Genomic DNA, 19,950 nt, shown 5'->3' with positions numbered 1-19,950 from the left:
ACATGTGTCCTGTGTTATTGTATTTTACATAAAGAATGGAACGTTAGATATAATTTGGGAAACTAAAATTATATATGGGAGATGATTATGTGATTAAAGTAAAAAAGGCAGTTATTCCAGCAGCTGGACTCGGTACACGTTTTTTGCCAGCGACAAAAGCGATGCCAAAGGAAATGTTACCAATCGTTGATAAACCAACGATTCAATACATCATCGAAGAGGCAATTGAATCAGGAATCGAAGATATCTTGATCATCACTGGTAAAGGAAAACGAGCGATTGAAGATCATTTTGATTCTGTGCCGGAACTGGAAGCGAACTTGATCTCGAAGAATAAGTCAGAACTACTGTACTTAGTCGAAGAAACGACAAAGATCAACATTCATTTTATTCGTCAATCGAAGCCGAAAGGTCTTGGGGATGCGATTCTTCAAGCAAAAGCATTCGTCGGTAATGAACCGTTCGTCGTCATGCTTGGTGATGATATCGTGCAGGCAGATGTACCGTGTACACGACAGCTCATCGAACAGTATGAAATCACAAATAGTTCAATCATCGGTGTGCAGCCAGTTCTTGAAAAGGATACACATCGTTATGGCATCGTTGATCCAAGCTCAAGCATCTCAGAGCAATTACATAAGGTGAAATCTTTCGTCGAAAAGCCAGCACCAGGAACCGCTCCGTCAAACTTAGCGATTTTAGGGCGTTATCTACTCACGCCAGAAATCTTTAAATATCTTGAGACACAACAAGTTGGTTCAGGTGGTGAAATTCAATTGACGGATGCGATTACACGACTCAATGAAATGCAACGGGTCTTTGCCTACGAATTTGATGGCAAACGCTACGATGTCGGTGAAAAATTAGGGTTTATTCGAACGACACTCGAGTTTGCCTTGAACCGTGAAGATTTAGGCGAAGACGTAGCAGGAATGATGGAAGAGTTGCTACAAGCACACAAATCGAAATCATTTGTCTAAAAATCAGCATTTTAAATATTAGTTGAAGGGAGTGAATGTTCGTGAAAAAGTATTACTATTACCGAACGATTTTACTAGCATGTATGGATGCCTGTGCATTAATGGTTGCGATGAGCTTTACATATTTTTTCTTATATCCTAAGGAATTATTTTTATTGATCGACAGTCGTGATTTAGTGCAATCGGCGACGGTATTTGCCTTACTCTTCATCACAGTAGCGTTTCTTATGAAGCTGTACCGTGTTAACTGGAAATATGCGAGTGTACAAGAGGCGATGACACTGTCTTTGTCACTTGGACTTAGCTCAATCGGCTTAATAGTGTATCAAGTTCTATTCTTTGGACAAGTGTTAGAACGAATCACACTATTAAGTTTTTGTATTTCATTACTACTATTAGGTGCAATCCGGGTAGGCTTACGTCTACTTGGAATCGGACAACATTGGCGGAAATATGCTTTGCCTCGTCGCATGATCAAATCGCGAAAACGAACATTGGTAATTGGAGCTGGACGTGCAGGGCGGGCATTGGTTCGTCAATTGTATGCTTCACCATTTCATGAATTGAAGCCGGTCGCTTTTGTCGATGATGACCCAAAAAATATGCATTTCGTGATTCAAGGAATCGAAGTTGCAGGAACGACGGAGGATTTAAAGGCAGTCATCGAACGACATAAAATTGAGGCCATCGTCTTAGCGATTCCATCGTTGTCACAGCAACGGCGGATTGAACTGATCACGGAAGCAAAGACACTCTGTAAGAATGTCCAGACCTTACCGATGATTGAAGAACTCGTGACGGGGAAGGTTTCGGTCAACGCAATTCGTGATGTATCGATTGAAGACTTACTCGGACGCGAGCCCGTCGAACTGAATATCTCAGGAATCCGAAGTGAGATTGAAGGACGGACGGTTCTTGTCACAGGAGCCGGTGGATCGATTGGATCAGAAATTTGTCGCCAAATCATTCAATTCAATCCGACGACGTTAGTATTACTCGGTCATGGTGAAAATAGTATCTATTTGATTGAACGGGAACTTCGCGGTTTACAGACAGCGATTAATCTAGTGCCAATTATTGCTGATGTGCAAGATCGGATGCGTTTAGACGAAGTATTTGCGCAACATCGACCAGACGTCGTCTTTCATGCAGCGGCTCATAAACACGTGCCTTTAATGGAAGCAAATCCGTATGAGTCGGTAAAAAACAACGTCTATGGTACAAAAAATGTTGCAGAAGTAGCCGACCGTCATCAGGTAGAACGATTCGTCATGATCTCAACGGATAAAGCCGTCAACCCAACGAACGTGATGGGTTCGACAAAACGGATTGCAGAGATGATCATTCAGGATTTAGGAAAACGAAGTCAGACAAAATTTGCCGTCGTTCGTTTCGGTAACGTCCTTGGTAGTCGTGGATCAGTCATTCCACTCTTTAAATCGCAGATAGAGGCTGGTGGACCTGTTACAGTGACTCATCCAGAGATGACACGATTTTTTATGACGATTCCAGAAGCAAGTCGTCTAGTCATTCAAGCTGGGATTCTAGCAGATGGTGGAGAAGTATTCGTTCTTGATATGGGCGAACCAGTCAAAATCGTTGATCTTGCGAAAAATATGATTGAACTAAGTGGTTTTACGGAAGATGAGATGCCAATCGTATTCTCGGGTATCCGACCAGGAGAAAAAATGTATGAGGAATTATTAAAAGATGGAGAAGTCGATCCAGAAGCGATTTATCCGAAAATTTTTGTGGGCCGAACGAAGCAAGCTGAACCGATTGAAGAACTACTTCGTATGGTCGAAAATCATCAACTGAATCCATTGCAACTACGCAATACTCTACTTGATATTGCAAACGATGTTGCGCTAAAAAAACAAAAATTAGTATAAACATAAGGAGCTAAAGCAAATGAGTTATATGACAGTGAAACGGTTGTTAGGATTCGTTCTAGCGCTTGTGGCATGTATCGTATTGATACCAGTGTTTTTATGCATTATGGGGGCGATAAAAATTGAATCACGAGGACCAGTCTTCTTCAAACAAAAACGAGTTGGCTTGAAGAAAAGTCATTTCAACATTTTAAAGTTCCGGACTATGTATATTGAAACGCCACAAGATACACCGACTCATTTACTTGCTGATCCGGATGTCTATATTACACGCGTTGGGCAGTTTTTACGGAAGACAAGCTTAGATGAATTACCACAACTGTTTAATATCCTAAAAGGTGAGATGAGTTTTGTTGGACCACGTCCTGCTTTATGGAATCAATATGATTTGATTGATGAGCGTGATAAGTATAAAGCAAATGACACATTACCAGGATTAACGGGATGGGCTCAGATCAACGGTCGCGATGAATTACCAATTGAAATCAAAGCAAAACTAGATGGTGAGTATATTCAACGAATGGGGATTCTCATGGACTCACGCTGTTTCATTGCAACAATCTTTAGCGTATTGAAAAGTGATGGAGTAGTTGAAGGCGGTACTGGAACGATTACGGCAAAAGAAGCAGCAAGTACAAAGGAGTAAACACTAATGAAAAAGGTACTTGTCACAGGTGAGAACGGATATATTGGAACGAAATTCAAAGAGTGGATTCAATCAAGTAATAATGAAATTGAATTAAAGTATATATCTGTACGAGGAGAAAACTGGCGCGAAATCGATTTTAACGGTTACGATGCCATTTTACACCTTGCAGGTATTGCACATGTATCTCGCAATCCTAGATTTAAAGAGATGTACTATCAAATTAATAGAGATTTGACGATAAATTTAGCCGAAAAAGCGAAGAAAGAGAACGTAAAACAGTTTATTTTTATGAGCAGTATTATTATTTATGGATTAGATAATAAAATCGGTGAATACAGCCTAATTGATGAAAATACAATACCAATTCCTGCTGATTTTTATGGAGACAGTAAATTACAGGCCGACGTAAAAATTCAATCGATGAATAGTGAAAATTTTAAGACATCAGTAATCCGTACACCAGTTGTATATGGACCAGGTTGCAAAGGAAACTTTAAAAAGTTGATTAAACTAGCAAAAATCACACCTGTTTTTTTTGATTTAGATAACAAAAGAAGCATGATTTATATTGATAACTTGAACTGCTTAATTGAACAGATCATTTTAAAGGAAAAAGCAGGAGTATTTTATCCACAGAATATTGACTATGTGAGTACAAAAGAAATTATTGAAGTCGTTGCAAAGTACAGTGGACATAAGGTTTATTTTAGCTCCTCATTTAACTATGGATTAAAACTCATTAGTAAGAAAGTCAATTTTATCAATAAAATATTTGGAAATAAAATGTATAAAAAAGTGTTATCAAACTCCGACGATTACAGAGTTTGTGATTTCGAGACATCTATAAAAAATAGTATTGATCATAGCTACAACTAGGTGAGGATGAATATAAATATGAAGAATAAAAGAGTGATGCTACTTGGGAACCACGCTTTTGTAATTTATAACTTTAGAAAAGAATTGATTCAGCAGTTATTGAAAGATGGATATGAGGTTTATTTGTCAATGCCTTATGATAAGGAAAAAGTTCCTATAATGGAATCATGGGGTTGTAAATTTATTGAAACTAACGTTGATCGAAGAGGAACGAACCCGTTTAAAGATTTAAAATTACTTAATCATTATTTAAAAATCTTAAAAAAATATAAACCAGGTGTGGTACTTACATATACAATTAAACCTAACTTATATGGAGGAATTGCTTGCAATTTATTTAAGATTCCTTATTTAACCAACATTACTGGATTAGGAAGTGGCTTTAAAAATTCTACAGGATTAAAAAGAGTATTAGTATTTTTATATAAACTTGGATTAAGAAGCTCATCTAAAATATATTTTCAAAATACTAATGATGAAAATATTCTCTTATCTAACGGAATTGTCAAAAGTAAACACGAAGTTATTCCTGGATCAGGAGTAAATTTAACTGAGTATATGTTAAAACCTTTACCAAATACAGAAGAAATTAGATTTATATTTGTAGGTAGAATAATGAAGGATAAAGGAATTGAAGAATATTTAAACGCAGCAAAAATAATTAAAAAAAATCAAGGAATAAAAGTACGATTTGACTTGGTAGGATTTATAGAGCCTACTGAAAAAGAATTAGCTATTAAAATCGATTCCTATGCTAAGGATGGAATAATTAATTATTTAGGATATCAAGTAAACGTAAAGCCTTTTATCGAAGATGTGCATTGTTTAATTCAACCATCGCATGGAGGAGAAGGTTTATCGAATGTATTGTTAGAAGCAGGTGCTATGGGTAGGATATTAATTGCATCAGATATACCTGGATGTAGAGAAACAATAGATATAGAGAAAAATGGCTACATTTTTAGAAGAAAAGATGCCGAAGATTTAGCATCTAAAATAAACTTTTTTATAACGACTCAATCTAATAGTTCGAGAGAACAAATGAGTAAATATTCAAGGGAAAAGATTGAAAAGCATTTTAATAGAGATATTGTTGTTGATAAATATATGTCTGAAATAAAAAATATATCTTTGTAAAGGTAGCGATGATAAATGGAATACAAGAAAATAATTAGAAATCAGGAAACTAGATTTACGATATTAAATTTAATGAAATTCATACCTGATAGAATAATGTTAAAAATTCAACACAAGATAAAACTAAATAAAAATCTAAATTTAAATTCACCAAAAAGATACTCTGAAAAAGTACAGTGGTATAAACTAAATTATCGCGATGATCTGATGACAAAATGTGCAGATAAATTTTCTGTACGTGAATATGTAGAAAGTAAAGGATTGAAAGAAATTTTAGTTGATTTATACGGAGTTTATAATGATCCGAATTTGATAAATTTAGATGATCTACCGGATAAATTTATAATAAAAACAACTAATGGTAGTGGTACAAATTATATATGCAAAGATAAAAAAGAATTTGACATCGAATCAACTAAAAATAAATTAAATAAATGGATGAAACGAAATATTTTTTCGGCTAGTAGAGAGTGGGCTTATAAAAATATAGAACCTAAAATTATTGTTGAAGAATTAATAGAAGATAAAAATAATGAATTTTCTGGAATAAACGATTACAAAATCTTTTGTTTTAATGGAAAAGTGGAATACATAGTTGTTGATGTTGATAGAGATATAGGTCACAAACGAAACATATATAATGCTGATTGGAATCTTATAAAAACAAGCACTGATTATCCTAACATAGGAAAAAATATAAAAAGACCTGAACGACTAGATGAAATGATTAAAATTGCTGAGAAACTTTCTAATGATTTTCCTCATGTTCGAGTAGATCTTTATTGGGTCAATAATAATATTTATTTTGGTGAATTAACATTTTATCCGTGGGCTGGATATATATATTTCTCAGAAGATAAATTTGATTTTATTTTAGGGGAAAAATTTAAACTACCTAAAGTTAAGAAGGGATAAGGTAATGGAGTCTGTAAGTGTATTAATGTCTACATTCAATGGAGAAGTATATTTGAAAGAACAATTAGAGAGCGTCCTTCATCAAAAAAATATAGATGTTAAAATTTTTATTAGAGATGATGGTTCTACAGATAAAACTCTTGAAATTATTAGAGAATATCAAGAAAAGTACGATAAAATATATTTATTTCCTGGTAAAAATTTAGGCTATAAAAAAAGTTTTATGAAATTAATAGAACTAAGTAATAATAGTTCACATTACTATGCATTTTGCGATCAAGATGATTATTGGTACGATAACAAATTAATAAGTGCAATAAATATGTTAAAAGAAAATAAAAAATCAAATAAATACGAGTTGTATTTTTCAAGTTTAGAAATAGTTGATAGCAATCTAAATAAAATAGGATATAAAAGTTACAACGAAAGTAGTCTGTTACTAGGTACTGTTTTAAGTAGATTTAATATATCTGGTTGTACAATGGTGTTCAATCAAAATATTATAGATAAATTAATATCTACAGGCTTAATAAAGCATTCTATAGGTGGTCATGATGCATGGTTATACAAAATTTGTATTTGTTTAAATGCTAAAATATGTTTTGATGAACAATCCTATATAAAATATAGACAACATGGAAATAATGTTACAGGAATAAATCAAGGACTCATTGGAAGATTAAAAAAAGAATTAAAAATCATCAAACGAAATAAAAATTATAATTATAAAACAGCTCAAATATTACTAGAAAATTTATCATCCAAAAATGAAAATAGCTTAAATGATGAAAATAAAGAGATATTACAAAAAATTGTTAATTACAAAAAAAATGTTTTTCATTATTTTAATCTCATACTTGACAAAAAAATTAAAACAAACAGTGTTGTATTAAATATTTTAACTAAAATAAAAATCATTTTAAGAGTTTATTAGTGAGTAAAGGAGTAAATAATGAGAATAATTGCTGGAATCGTTACATTTAATCCTGAACTAAATCTACTCGAAAAAAATATTAATAGTATTATAACTCAGGTAGATAATCTTGTTATTGTAGATAACAGCTCTAAAAACATAAATGAGTTGTTTTCTTTTGTGTCGAAAATTAGCAACAAAATTTTAGTCATTAAAAACAATAAAAATTTAGGAATAGCAACAGCATTAAATCAAATAATGAGCTATGCATTTGAAAATAAGGTAGAGTGGGTTTTAACTTTAGATCAAGATTCAATATCGCCTAGTAACATAATTGCAGAATATAAAAAATACGTAAATTTGAAAAAAGTGGCAATAATATCTCCGAATATATTTGATAGAAACGTAGGATACATTAAGTCAAAAGAAATTGATAATAAAGACTATGTTTACGTAAAAAATGCGATTACATCAGCTGCATTAACTAATGTAAAATTATGGAGAGAAATTGGAGAATTCGATGATGTATTATTCATTGATTATGTTGACTTTGAATATTGTGAACGAGTATTAGCTAATGGATACTTTGTAATTAAAATCAATAATGTGATTTTAAATCATGAAATAGGTATCAGCAAAACAATAAAGACGTTATTTGGTAATTACACAGTTCAAAATCATAATAAATATAGAAAGTACTATATAGCAAGAAATTTAGTTTATTTATCGACTAAAGGAAAAAAAATTGAAATAAAAAAGTTATTAAGTGTTGCAAAATTGACTATAAAAACATTCATATTTGAACAACAAAAAATAGAAAAAATTCAGTATATTTTTCGTGGTGTGATCGATGGAACCAAAATGACAAAAAAGAAAGGAATATAATATGATTTTTGTTCTTATAATTATATTGCTTATGTTGACCGTGATATCTTATTTTTTGTCAGGTAAAGATATAATTTCACCATGGTTTGTTTCAAACTCAGTATATTTGATTAGTAGTACAGTAGTGATGTTAAATTATACAAATTGGCACATTGATATTTCACAAAAGACAGTATTTATTATTATCATAGCGTCTATTTCATTAGGAATTGGCGAAATGATTATACGCTTTTTATTTAATTCAAGAAAAAAAGATAATAATATTGTGAAATCAGAAATTATATTTAAAAAGATTCACTTAAGCAATTTGTTTTTATTTTTAAGTATTACTTACATGTTAGCTATATTTATTTGGACATTTATAGAAGTATACAGGTTATCTATTCTAGGTGGGAATAATGAAGGTATGACAATGATGTTGAAATATGCAAGAAGTCAAACTTCAGAATATGGATTTAATACGTTTTTATCTATAGGGCTAGCATTTAGTAACTCAATTGCATATTTTTATATATTTTATATCATATACAATAAGATATTTTATAAAGAAAATAGACTTAGTAAATTTATATATTTGCCAGTTATTTTCTTTTGTCTCCAAATGATTCTTACGACAGGTCGACAGATTTTCATTCAAATATTAACTATGACATTAATTACTTTTTTTATTCTATATAAGAAAAAAAATGGATGGAACTCTAAAAATACAAAGCTACTTTTATATTCTTTAGTATCTATTCTTTTTTCATGTTTGCTTTCTTTGTATTAGGTTTTTTGACTGATAAAAGTTTTTTAGGTTTTTCTCGTACTCTATCACTTTATATAGGCGGATCAATAGTAGGTCTAGATGTCTTTTTGAAAATGAATACTATATATCCTAGCGACTGGATAGGAAGCAACACTTTATTTGGTTTGTATGCATCGTTAAATCAAATAGGACTAGATTTTCCTAAACTTAGAGCGCCGTTAGAAAATTTCTATATTGGCTATGATAGTGTTAATGTTTACACACCATTAAGAAGATATATTCAAGATTTTTCAGTATTAGGCATGATTTTTATTCAGTTTTTCATTGGAATGTTGTACACAGTATTTTTAATGATTATTAAAAATACTTCTAGAGTAACAAGTTTAATAATAATATTTGCAATGTTTTATTATCCTATATCGGAAGGAGCAATCGAGGAACGATTATTCATGTTGGTATTATCTTTAAATGGATTAGTAAAAGCTCTAGGTGTAGTTATATTATATTATTTTATTGTTGACAAAAAAGTTCCATTAAAAATTAAAAAAGAGAAATTAGGCTAAATGTTATGATACTAAATTTAAAAAAGGCAAAAAATCCATTGCTTATAAATTTTATATATTCAATTAGTGCTCAGATGCTAACTTTATCAGTTAACGTATTGATGATATTAATTGTTCCGAAATTTATGGGAATTGTTGATTTTAGTTACTGGCAACTTTTTTTACTGTATACATCTTACATAGGTTTTTTTCACTTAGGTTTAAATGATGGGATTTATCTAAAAGAGGGCGGTAAGAAGTTAAACGAAATAAATATAAAAAGAATATCGTCTCAGTTTAAAGTGGCTTTTGTGATACAAATGTTAATAGTTTTTTTTCTAATAAGTATAACCAATTATTTTAATGTTTCTATAGAAAAAAATCATGTTTTATTATTTACATTTCTTTTAATTCCAGTAACTAATGGATCTTTCTTTTTGATGTATATTCTTCAAGCTACTAATGAAATAAAAAAATATGTAATTTCTATACTTATCGAAAAATGTCTTTTCATAATTTGTTTATTTATATTAATCTTCAATAATGTTAATAACTATGAATTATATATACTAGCTTTTACAGGTAGTAAAATGGTTTCATTTGGATATCTATTGTATATTTTTCGTGATTTTATATTTTACAGATTGGAAAATATTAAAATTACAATAAATAACATAATGGGGAATATTTATATTGGTATCCCTTTATTATTTGCAAATATATCAGGATTATTAATAATGGGTTATCCTAGATTAGCTATTGAAAGCACCTGGGGGATAAAAACATTTGGTGTAATTTCTTTCGCCTTAATAATAGTAAGCTTTTTCCTAATGTTCATTAATCAGATTGGATTAATATTGTTTCCCCATCTAAGAAGAATTAATTTAGATGCTTCAAAAAAATATATATGAATTTAAAAAAGCAGTTAGGAATTTTCTTACCAATAATTTTTTGATTTATATTCCATTGATAATGATTTTAGAGATATGGTTACCGCAATACGGAAAATCTTTTGAATATATTTACCTTATATTGCCTATTGTGTTGTATGAGTCTAAAGTGAATATACTTTATAACACATACCTAAAGGTTTATAGAGAAGAAAAGAAGATTTTAATTGTTAATCTTTTCATTTTGGTTTTTTCTGTATTTTCTATTAATGTTGTTATTAAATTCTTCGAAAATGTAACATTTATTTTAATTGTTTTAATCGTAAGTGTAGCTTTAAGAAGTATTTTATTAGAAATTTGTGTGGAAAGAAAATTAAAAATAAGTCAATTTAAACAAATATATGTTCAGAATATAAGTGTAATTACTTTTATTATAGCTTCAATGTTATACAAAGGAGATTTTGAGCGATTTCTAATTGGTCTGATATTTTATTTGATTTATTTTCTTAGTGTTAAATTTATTGATAAAACGGAGGAATGTTAGTAATGAAAGGAATAATCTTAGCAGGAGGCAGTGGAACTCGCCTTTATCCACTTACAAAGTCAATATCTAAACAGTTATTGCCGGTGTATGACAAACCGATGATTTACTATCCTATGTCAACGCTGATGTTAGCTGGAATTAAAGAGATTTTGATCATATCTACGCCAGAGGATACTCCACGATTTGAACAACTTCTTGGAGATGGAAAAGAGCTAGGATTAGCACTCTCTTATAAAGTTCAAGAATCTCCAGATGGTTTAGCCCAAGCTTTCGTTATTGGTGAAGACTTTATTGGTGATGATTCAGTTGCTCTTGTGTTAGGTGATAACATTTATTATGGTCATGGCTTCACAGAGCTTCTACAAAAAGCTTCTTCCTTACAGTCAGGATCTACTGTGTTTGGGTATCATGTGCACGATCCGGAGCGTTTTGGTGTTGTTGAATTTGATGAGCAGCAAAATGTTATTTCAATTGAAGAGAAGCCTGAAGTCGCTAAAAGTAATTACGCCATTACTGGATTGTATTTCTACGATAATCGGGTGGTTGAATTCGCTAAATCTTTAAAGCCGTCTCCCCGAGGTGAACTTGAAATTACTGATTTAAATAAATGCTATTTAGAAGATAATTCATTACGTGTTGAGCTTCTTGGCCGTGGTTTTGCGTGGTTAGATACGGGAACTCATGAATCACTTCTCGAAGCTTCTACTTTTATCGAAACTATTGAGCGTAGACAAAAATTAAAGATTGCTTGTTTAGAAGAAATTTCGTATCGCATGGGTTACATTTCAAAAGAACAATTGATTGATTTAGCACAACCTTTAAAGAAAAATGCGTATGGGCAATACCTTTTGCATGTCGCTAACACTGTGAAAGACCGATTTACTCAGGAAGAAGGTATTCAATTATGAAAGTAATTAAAAGTAAATTAGAAGACGTATTATTACTTGAACCAAAAGTATTTGGTGATCACCGTGGTTTTTTCATGGAAAGCTATAACGAAGAAACATTTCATGCGGCGGGTATTAAACATAATTTCATTCAAGATAACCATTCGTTATCAAAAGAAGCTGGCGTTTTGCGAGGTATGCACTATCAATTAAATCCAAAAGCGCAAACAAAATTAGTTCGTGTAGGTACAGGCGCAATCTACGATGTCGTTGTGGATATGCGCAAAAATTCTCCTACTTATGGAGAGTGGGAAGGCTTTATTCTAAGCGAACACAATAAACGACAATTATTAGTTCCAAAAGGGTTTGCACATGGTTTTTGTACATTGACTGAGGACGTAAATGTTTTCTACAAAGTTGACGAATTATATTCAGCTGAACACGACCGAGGAATTCAGTGGAATGATCCAGCACTAGATATTAACTGGCCAATTTCTGATCCAATTCTTTCGGATAAAGATACAAAACATCCGACGTTTGAACAAGCAGAAAACAATTTTGAATGGAGTGGGGAATAATCATGAATATTATCGTTACAGGTGGAGCTGGATTCATTGGAAGTAACTTTGTCCGTCATATGTTATATACATATCCTACTTATAAAATCATTAATTTAGATTTACTTACGTATGCAGGCAATAAAGACAGCCTAGCTGATATTATGGACAATCCAAATCATGTGTTTGTAGAAGGGAACATCACTGATCGTCAATTGTTAGAGCGATTAATTCAAGAGCATGATGTAGACGGAATCATCAACTTTGCAGCTGAGTCGCACGTTGACCGCAGTATTTTGAATCCAGAAGTGTTTGTTGAAACAAATATCCAAGGAACGCTTGCGTTACTTGATGCTGCGCGGAAACATAATTTAAAAAAATATGTACAAGTATCGACAGACGAAGTGTACGGTTCTCTAGGTGCAGAAGGATACTTTACTGAAGATACTCCACTTGCACCAAACAGTCCTTACTCGGCCTCTAAAGCAGGGGCAGATATGTTGGTACGGTCTTACTTTGAAACATACGGCATGGATGTCAATATTACACGCTGTTCGAATAACTATGGTCCATTCCATTTCCCTGAAAAACTCATTCCATTGATGATTACCAATGCGATGGATCAAAAAGAATTACCGATTTACGGTGATGGTGAAAATATTCGAGATTGGTTGCATGTAACCGATCATTGTGCGGCAATCGATTTAGTTTTCCATAATGGTAAGTCAGGTGAAGTTTACAATGTGGGTGGGCATAACGAACGAACAAACAACCAAATCGTAGACTTGATTGTGGAACGTTTGAATGTTTCTTCTGACTTAGTGAAGTATGTAGAAGATCGTTTAGGACATGATCGTCGTTATGCGATTGATCCAGCTAAATTAGAAACAGAACTCGGTTGGAAACCAAAATATACATTTGATACAGGAATTATTGAAACTATCGACTGGTATCTAGCAAACGAAGCTTGGTGGCGTCCACTCAAAGAAAAAGCGACACTAGTTAAATGAAGAAAGTCATTATAACAGGTGCCAACGGGCAATTAGGAAAAGATCTTGTTGAATCAATCGACGCTTCAGTGTTTGAGATTAGTGCTTTTACAAAATCAGAACTGGATATCACAAATGAGAGAGCAGTTCAAACCATCGTGAACTCGATTCAACCAGACTGGATTCTTCATGCTGCTGCATATACGAATGTTGAAGCGGCAGAGGATGAGGGGAAAGAACAGAACTGGTTAGTGAACGCTACAGGGACTGAGGTTATTGCAAAAGCTGCTAAAACAGTCAAGGCAAAAATGATTTACGTGAGTACGGACTATGTTTTCGATGGTACAAAAGAAACGCCTTATGAAACTACAGACGCTGTCAATCCTTTAAATGAGTACGGAAAAGCAAAATTGGCTGGAGAAAAAGCTGTTCAAGAGGTGTTAGGAGAAGATGGATTTGTCATTCGGACATCGTGGGTATTCGGAATCCATGGTCATAATTTTGTATACACGATGTTGAAACTTTCGGAAACCCGAAATGAGTTAAAGGTGGTTTCTGATCAGCTCGGAAGACCTACATTTTCAGAAGACCTAGCACGCTTCATGTGGTTTATCGTAAATCAGAATGTAAGAGGTGGAATTTATCACTTCTCGAATGACGATGTATGTTCATGGAATACATTTGCGAAAGAAATATTAAAAGAAAAACAGACGGTCATTCACGAATGTACATCAGATGAATTCCCTCAAAAAGCGCTACGTCCGAAACATTCAATTTTAGACCTGACTTCAGCTCAAAAAATTGATTATGATATTCCAACTTGGAGTAATGCGTTAGAACGTTTTAAAAAACAAATAAGTGGGTGAGATACGATGAATCAAAGTACAATTCTTATAACTGGTGCGGCAGGGTTCATTGGGATGCATCTAACTAATCGGTTGACGAGTCTCGGACATGCAGTACTTGGGCTGGATAATTTAAATGACTATTATGAGCTACAATTGAAAAAAGATCGCCTTCAACAATTAGAGCGTTTAGACAATTTTACCTTCATCGAATGTGATTTAATAAATAAAAATAAGGTGGATGAAGTCTTCGAACAATATCGCCCTCAATATGTTATTAACTTAGCTGCTCAAGCGGGTGTGCGTTACTCGATTGAAAATCCATATGCGTATCTCGATTCGAATTTAACAGGGTTTCTGAATATTTTAGAAGCGTGTCGTCATTATCCAGTTCGGCATTTATTGTATGCTTCCTCTAGTTCTGTATATGGTGGAAATAAAGTAGCACCATTTTCTACTAATCATAACGTCGATCACCCTGTTAGCCTATATGCCGCGACAAAGAAATCGAATGAATTAATGGCTCATACATATAGTCATTTATATAGTATTCCAACAACGGGTCTTCGGTTCTTCACGGTATATGGACCATGGGGACGCCCAGATATGGCTTATTTCTCCTTTACAAAAGATATTATTGAAGGAAAATCAATTAAGGTCTTTAATCATGGGAAAATGGAACGCGATTTCACGTATATCGATGACATCGTAGAAGGAATTACAAAATTAATTCCACGAGCACCGGAACCAAATCTGGAGTGGGATGAAAGTACGGATGAATTAGGTGCGAGCTTTGCCCCATACCGTGTCTACAATATCGGGAATAACCAGCCCGTTCAACTCATGAAATTTATAAATGTATTGGAAGAGAAGATTGGAAAAGAAGCGAACAAACAATACATGGAAATGCAACCAGGAGATGTTCTTCGTACATACGCTGACGTTTCGGAACTAGAACGAGATATTGAATTCAAGCCGAGTACAAGTATCGAGGGTGGACTTGGGAAATTCGTCGATTGGTATAAAGAATATTACAATGTAAAGTTGTGAAAAGGATGAGATCATTGAAAATCACGGTAGCAGGAACAGGATACGTTGGTCTATCGATGGCCGTATTACTCGCCCAGCATAATGAAGTCACATCGATTGATATCATTAAAGAACGGGTCGAAATGGTTAACAACCGTAAGTCACCAATTGTTGACGCAGAAATCGAAAACTTCCTTCAACATAAGGAATTGAACTTACACGCGACGACAGATAACTTCGAAGCCTACAAAGAAGCAGAATTCGTCGTCATCGCAACGCCGACAGATTATGATCCGGTGCGCAATTACTTTAACACACGGACAGTCGAAAGCGTCGTCGCAACGGTACTTGCGATTAATCCGGATGCCACGATGGTCATCAAGTCGACCGTACCAGTAGGTTATACACAAGAATTAAAAGAAAAATTTGATACATCGAACATCGTCTTCTCACCAGAGTTCTTGCGTGAAGGACAGGCGTTACATGACAACCTCTATCCATCGCGTATCGTCGTCGGTGAACGGTCAGAGCGTGCGCAACAGTTCGCTGACTTATTACTGCAAGGGGCAGTGAAGAAAGACGTCCCTGTCTTATTGACTGACTCGACGGAAGCAGAAGCGATCAAGCTCTTTTCAAACACCTATCTTGCGATGCGTGTCGCGTTCTTTAATGAACTTGATACATATGCGGAAGTACGAAATTTAGATACAAAGCAAATCATCGAAGGTGTCGGTCTCGATAGCCGGATTGGGAATCACTACAACAATCCATCATTCGGTTATGGTGGGTACTGCTTACCGAAAGATACGAAGCAGCTGCTTGCGAACTATGAGGATGTTCCTAACAACATCATCGGTGCAATCGTCGAAGCGAACCGGACACGGAAAGACTACATTGCGGATACGATCATCAAACAAAATCCAAAAGTCGTCGGTGTCTATCGTCTGACGATGAAGACGGATTCGGATAACTTCCGTGCGTCATCCATCCAAGGCATCATGAAACGGATCAAGGCAAAAGGAATTGAAGTGACTGTCTTCGAACCAGTCTTGACGGAAGATACGTTCTATAACTCACGTGTCATTCGTGATCTTGAAGCGTTTAAGCAAGAATCGGATATCATCATTTCGAATCGAATGCATTCAGAGTTGAGTGATGTGGAAGAGAAGGTTTATACGCGAGATTTGTATAGTAGAGATTAATGATGTTTGATGTTAGTAAAAATATAATAATACTACTATTGGAAGACCATCTGAGTTTAATTCTTAGATGGTTTTTTAGTTTACTGAATCTCTCTGTAAGCGAATATAGAAGTGGTTTAATTAAAAATAGAACATTAAAATCATGTGTAAAGAATTAGTTAGAATTATTGGGGGAATCAATAGCGGATAAAATCTTTTTTTTAGGTAGGAAGTTGAAATAATTAAATTGTTCAATTAGTAGGAGATATTAATCATACATGATGCAGATAACTTGTTATATATTTTTAAATTATAAATCAGGGAAATAATTTTGTTGACATGTATAATTTAAAATGGAATTTTATTAACAATTAAAATGAGATGATGTGTATTCTTATTAAGCTTGTGGATTGCGTGATACTAGTAAAATTAATATTTAGTGGAGGAAACAGAACATGAAAAATATTAGCAAAATCAAAATTAGGCGAGTAGGTCTTTTATTAAGTATATATCTCATCTTATTATGTCTACCGTCTAGAATCGAAGCAACAGAGTCTTCTTTTACTATACTTCCTTTTCAAAAAAGTAGTTCAACGATTTATGGAAAGATTCAACCGGAGGATAAAGCATATCTTCAATTCAAGCATCAATTATTTACGGTGAAAAGCAATAAAAAAGGAGAATTCTCAATTTCATTGAAACAATCTGTCGAAAATGAAAAAATTGTTCTCTTTCAAAAAGACAAGGATGGATTCGAGCAAAAAACAATCACTCAGAACGCGACTGACGCTGATATAGATGATCCGAATCGCATTCCGCCGCCTTCCTATCTTGGAATTCAGGACAATCAGTTTGTGTTCGAAAGTAAAGACGATTACAAAATCTATGTAATCTATGAAGGACAAACTTATTCCGGGAATGGTTCACTACGGGTACCCAAAAAGCAATCTGATGAGCTGAAATTCTTTGGTCGAGACGATTTATATGGAAATGGTGAAAAAAGTAAGGTAGTGACGAAACAGGCAAATGAATCAGAAGCATTAAGTCTTGATTCATTTGATGTCGAAGGCTCACGATTAAAAGGGAAAGCTTGGCCATACGGTCTGTTAAAGGTCTTAGACCAGAAGGGTAATATAAAGCAATTTATTGAACTAGAATCAGATGGAAAAATTGATGTTCACATTCCGTTGTCTCCATCCGAATTAGAAGAAGGAGCAGCGTTTACGATACAAGATGCGCGATCGAACGTTCCCTTATATAATCGAAAAATTCAAATTGCTCCTTTTCTACCAAAGAAAGAGAAGCCGATTTATTTCACACATGATATTAGAGACAATACGGTTAGAGTAAAAACCTATTCTGATGCGCAAGTACAGCTAGATCAGAAAGACTGTTCATTGGATGCGATGAGTATATTTAGCTGTTCTCTGTTGCTCTCAGAAAATCCGACACACGAATTAAAGGTCATCCGAAACGGGCAATCCACTATCGAAGTATTTTTCGATACCGGTTTCAATGTCGAATCTTTCCCGTTTTCATTGGTGCAACCCCTAACTTCTAAAAATACCGAATTGATAGGTAAAACACTTCCAAACAAAGAGTTCGAAATTAAAGCAGATAATGGGCTGGCGATAAACTTTACTTCAGACGCAGCAGGTCAGATTAATTTAAAGCTTCCAAACTCCTATAATTTAGGATATCAAATATCTTTAAAAATGAAAGATAACAGTTACCAAATAATTAAGCACCTTAATGTAATAGATAATAGAGAAATTCCAAAACCTACTTTAAAGTTTCAAAATGGTGAATTAATTGTTTTTAACCCTATGTATGGAAAAGATGCTCATTTGAAGGCAGAGCTCTTAATTGAAAAATCAAATGGAGAATGGGACTTCAAACAGCTAATGTTCGATCAATGGAGACAGGAATTGAAACAAATTAATTTTACTGAGATTCAAGACGGTGATCACTATACGTTAACACTATCAAAAACAGACAATGATTTTAATTCACTTGTACTAAAAGGAATATTTAAACGAAATTTAAAACCGGAATATTATACGGGAAAAAGTAACTCAACAACTTTAGTAGGTCGAACAAGTCCGTTTGCTAGTGTTCTTCTTAACGTACCTATTTTTCGAAATTATGAGTCTTCTTATATGATGAGAAGAGATTATAAGACAAAAGCAGATGCTAGCGGCATCTTTAAAATTAAGTTAGACGAAAAATCTCCATTTCGAATTGATTATTTTGGGAATTTTGAAGCAACTATCACAAGCGAAAATAGTCTGATAAAAGATGCATATTATCAAAGAATTGACGATGTTACTCTACCTAAGATTCGCTTAGCGTCAAAGTATATTGCAGATACAGATCCCGGATTTGGTTTGCTTTCAGATGACAGACTAAACAAGATTGAAATTAAATATTTTTCAAATGACAAATTAATTAAAGAAAAAATATTTTCACCTGTAGGACAATTGTACTTTGTTAATACTCCTGAAAAACAAATTCCTTTCAAGAAGAATGCGATTAATAAAATTATGGTTCGAGCTACTAACGTTAGTCAAAAAGGTTCACAATGGTCAACGTTCAAAGTGATGAATACAAATTTTCCAAAAGTGCAATTGCAAAATGTATATGTTGGAGACAAAGAAATCAAAGGAACAAATTCCGGTAAAACATCTTTTGAGTTGATTGTTAATGATAAAAAATACGCAGTTAAGCCTTCAAATAACGGAACCTTCAAAGTGAAGCTAGTCGTTCCTATAAAAAAAGGAACTAAATCAGTTAAAATTATCCTGAAAAATGAGGTTGATAATACACAATCGGTTTCTAAAAAAGTCTTGATTCGGAAAAAGAAATAGTGGGATGATTAACGTCAAAAAAGGATTTCTATAACTACATCTTAAGTTCGAATAAACAAAAATATATATAGAATAATCAAAAAAATATTACGACAGCAAATCTCATCACTACAAAAAGAGTAAATAAGGAGGATAGAAATATGAGACAAATAAATAGAAATTTTCGAATGATTTTGGTGTTCAGTTTAGTTTTTATTGGAGTACTCACGAATTCTAAAATAGCAGATGCAAAAATCGTTGCGATGGGATATACACAACTTACTTTTCCAGGGTTAGAAAAGAATGAAGGAATGAGAAGACATAGCTATACGTGGAGTCAAGAACGTGTAGGAAAGACAACTTACCATACCGTATTTTTTAAATCTCCTTATCGAGATGATCAACGTCAATTTACAAATGTTCTCATGTTCAAAATTGATTCAAAAGGAGTTCAAAAGCAAGTTCGCAAGTACCTATTCCGAGTGGACGGTGATAAACCAGAAGCATTCCTCATCAGAACGAAGACCAGCTCTCCTGGGACTTATTTTTATCATGTTCGGTCGGAATCGGTTTTCCATGACGACATCCAAGGTCCAGCCTACACGGAAACAATTCATGTGTTAATCAAGTAAATCAGTTTTAGGT

At 33.5% G+C, this 19,950-nt stretch carries 17 protein-coding genes and 1 pseudogene; all 18 read left to right on the top strand.

Going from position 1 to position 19,950, the window contains the following annotated elements:
• The first annotated feature begins 92 nt into the window (after window positions 1-92).
• The 18 genes and pseudogenes from galU (at window position 93) to AC3B4V_RS08805 (ending at window position 19,937) form a co-directional block, all read left to right on the top strand.
• Window positions 93-980, top strand: coding sequence for a UTP--glucose-1-phosphate uridylyltransferase GalU (galU, locus tag AC3B4V_RS08890; protein ID WP_488378229.1), 888 nt, complete (start codon window positions 93-95; stop codon window positions 978-980).
• A gap of 41 nt (window positions 981-1,021) precedes the next feature.
• Window positions 1,022-2,872 carry a polysaccharide biosynthesis protein gene (locus AC3B4V_RS08885; protein WP_488378179.1) on the top strand — a complete coding sequence of 617 codons (1,851 nt, stop codon included), beginning with the start codon at window positions 1,022-1,024 and terminating at the stop codon, window positions 2,870-2,872.
• Between the two features lie 19 nt (window positions 2,873-2,891).
• Window positions 2,892-3,518, top strand: a complete 627-nt coding sequence (locus AC3B4V_RS08880) for a sugar transferase (RefSeq protein ID WP_488378178.1) — start codon at window positions 2,892-2,894, stop codon at window positions 3,516-3,518.
• 6 nt (window positions 3,519-3,524) lie between these two features.
• Window positions 3,525-4,397 (top strand): NAD-dependent epimerase/dehydratase family protein, encoded by an 873-nt coding sequence (locus tag AC3B4V_RS08875; protein ID WP_488378177.1) that lies wholly within the window; start codon window positions 3,525-3,527, stop codon window positions 4,395-4,397.
• 18 nt (window positions 4,398-4,415) lie between these two features.
• Entirely contained in the window at window positions 4,416-5,534 is a 1,119-nt protein-coding gene (locus tag AC3B4V_RS08870) for a glycosyltransferase family 4 protein (protein ID WP_488378176.1), read from the top strand.
• A 15-nt stretch (window positions 5,535-5,549) separates the two neighbouring features.
• Complete coding sequence (locus AC3B4V_RS08865; protein ID WP_488378175.1) at window positions 5,550-6,449, top strand: ATP-grasp fold amidoligase family protein; 900 nt, start codon at window positions 5,550-5,552, stop codon at window positions 6,447-6,449.
• A gap of 4 nt (window positions 6,450-6,453) precedes the next feature.
• Window positions 6,454-7,383, top strand: coding sequence for a glycosyltransferase (locus AC3B4V_RS08860; RefSeq protein WP_488378174.1), 930 nt, complete (start codon window positions 6,454-6,456; stop codon window positions 7,381-7,383).
• An 18-nt stretch (window positions 7,384-7,401) separates the two neighbouring features.
• Entirely contained in the window at window positions 7,402-8,247 is an 846-nt protein-coding gene (locus AC3B4V_RS08855; RefSeq protein WP_488378173.1) for a glycosyltransferase family 2 protein, read from the top strand.
• A 1-nt stretch (window position 8,248) separates the two neighbouring features.
• Window positions 8,249-9,558: pseudogene (locus AC3B4V_RS08850) on the top strand (O-antigen polymerase).
• Between the two features lie 125 nt (window positions 9,559-9,683).
• Entirely contained in the window at window positions 9,684-10,448 is a 765-nt protein-coding gene (locus AC3B4V_RS08845; protein WP_488378172.1) for an MATE family efflux transporter, read from the top strand.
• Window positions 10,449-10,973: 525 nt separating this feature from the next.
• Window positions 10,974-11,879 carry a glucose-1-phosphate thymidylyltransferase RfbA gene (gene rfbA / locus AC3B4V_RS08840; protein WP_488378228.1) on the top strand — a complete coding sequence of 302 codons (906 nt, stop codon included), beginning with the start codon at window positions 10,974-10,976 and terminating at the stop codon, window positions 11,877-11,879.
• Window positions 11,876-12,436: a dTDP-4-dehydrorhamnose 3,5-epimerase gene (gene rfbC, locus AC3B4V_RS08835; RefSeq protein ID WP_488378171.1), complete on the top strand. Its 561-nt coding sequence runs from the start codon at window positions 11,876-11,878 to the stop codon at window positions 12,434-12,436. The genes rfbA and rfbC overlap by 4 nt, the downstream gene beginning before the upstream one ends.
• Window positions 12,437-12,438: 2 nt before the next feature.
• Complete coding sequence (gene rfbB / locus AC3B4V_RS08830; protein ID WP_488378170.1) at window positions 12,439-13,425, top strand: dTDP-glucose 4,6-dehydratase; 987 nt, start codon at window positions 12,439-12,441, stop codon at window positions 13,423-13,425.
• Window positions 13,422-14,270: a dTDP-4-dehydrorhamnose reductase gene (rfbD, locus tag AC3B4V_RS08825; RefSeq protein WP_488378169.1), complete on the top strand. Its 849-nt coding sequence runs from the start codon at window positions 13,422-13,424 to the stop codon at window positions 14,268-14,270. The genes rfbB and rfbD overlap by 4 nt, the downstream gene beginning before the upstream one ends.
• A 6-nt stretch (window positions 14,271-14,276) precedes the next feature.
• The gene (locus AC3B4V_RS08820) at window positions 14,277-15,299 is read left to right on the top strand and encodes an NAD-dependent epimerase (protein ID WP_488378168.1); all 1,023 of its coding nucleotides are present in this window, start codon (window positions 14,277-14,279) and stop codon (window positions 15,297-15,299) included.
• A gap of 14 nt (window positions 15,300-15,313) precedes the next feature.
• On the top strand, window positions 15,314-16,480 hold the full coding sequence (locus AC3B4V_RS08815) for a nucleotide sugar dehydrogenase (protein ID WP_488378227.1): 1,167 nt from the start codon (window positions 15,314-15,316) through the stop codon (window positions 16,478-16,480).
• Window positions 16,481-16,914: 434 nt separating this feature from the next.
• A complete protein-coding gene (locus tag AC3B4V_RS08810; protein ID WP_488378167.1) occupies window positions 16,915-19,326 on the top strand; it encodes a hypothetical protein in 2,412 nt (803 codons plus the stop codon).
• A gap of 140 nt (window positions 19,327-19,466) precedes the next feature.
• The gene (locus AC3B4V_RS08805; protein ID WP_488378166.1) at window positions 19,467-19,937 is read left to right on the top strand and encodes a hypothetical protein; all 471 of its coding nucleotides are present in this window, start codon (window positions 19,467-19,469) and stop codon (window positions 19,935-19,937) included.
• The last annotated feature ends 13 nt before the right edge of the window (window positions 19,938-19,950 follow it).

The organism is Exiguobacterium sp. E17S (assembly GCF_057772545.1).
This window is presented reverse-complemented; position numbering and strand designations above follow the sequence as displayed.

What these genes read in the sequence shown, in the direction of transcription:
- AC3B4V_RS08865 (WP_488378175.1), top strand. Translation starts at nt 5,550, where the DNA reads ATGGAATACAAGAAAATAATTAGAAATCAGGAAACTAGATTTACGATA.
- AC3B4V_RS08860 (WP_488378174.1), top strand. Translation starts at nt 6,454, where the DNA reads ATGGAGTCTGTAAGTGTATTAATGTCTACATTCAATGGAGAAGTATAT.
- AC3B4V_RS08855 (WP_488378173.1), top strand. Translation starts at nt 7,402, where the DNA reads ATGAGAATAATTGCTGGAATCGTTACATTTAATCCTGAACTAAATCTA.
- AC3B4V_RS08820 (WP_488378168.1), top strand. Translation starts at nt 14,277, where the DNA reads ATGAATCAAAGTACAATTCTTATAACTGGTGCGGCAGGGTTCATTGGG.
- rfbC (WP_488378171.1), top strand. Translation starts at nt 11,876, where the DNA reads ATGAAAGTAATTAAAAGTAAATTAGAAGACGTATTATTACTTGAACCA.
- AC3B4V_RS08870 (WP_488378176.1), top strand. Translation starts at nt 4,416, where the DNA reads ATGAAGAATAAAAGAGTGATGCTACTTGGGAACCACGCTTTTGTAATT.
- AC3B4V_RS08845 (WP_488378172.1), top strand. Translation starts at nt 9,684, where the DNA reads ATGGGAATTGTTGATTTTAGTTACTGGCAACTTTTTTTACTGTATACA.
- AC3B4V_RS08875 (WP_488378177.1), top strand. Translation starts at nt 3,525, where the DNA reads ATGAAAAAGGTACTTGTCACAGGTGAGAACGGATATATTGGAACGAAA.
- AC3B4V_RS08810 (WP_488378167.1), top strand. Translation starts at nt 16,915, where the DNA reads ATGAAAAATATTAGCAAAATCAAAATTAGGCGAGTAGGTCTTTTATTA.
- rfbB (WP_488378170.1), top strand. Translation starts at nt 12,439, where the DNA reads ATGAATATTATCGTTACAGGTGGAGCTGGATTCATTGGAAGTAACTTT.
- rfbA (WP_488378228.1), top strand. Translation starts at nt 10,974, where the DNA reads ATGAAAGGAATAATCTTAGCAGGAGGCAGTGGAACTCGCCTTTATCCA.
- AC3B4V_RS08805 (WP_488378166.1), top strand. Translation starts at nt 19,467, where the DNA reads ATGAGACAAATAAATAGAAATTTTCGAATGATTTTGGTGTTCAGTTTA.
- rfbD (WP_488378169.1), top strand. Translation starts at nt 13,422, where the DNA reads ATGAAGAAAGTCATTATAACAGGTGCCAACGGGCAATTAGGAAAAGAT.
- AC3B4V_RS08880 (WP_488378178.1), top strand. Translation starts at nt 2,892, where the DNA reads ATGAGTTATATGACAGTGAAACGGTTGTTAGGATTCGTTCTAGCGCTT.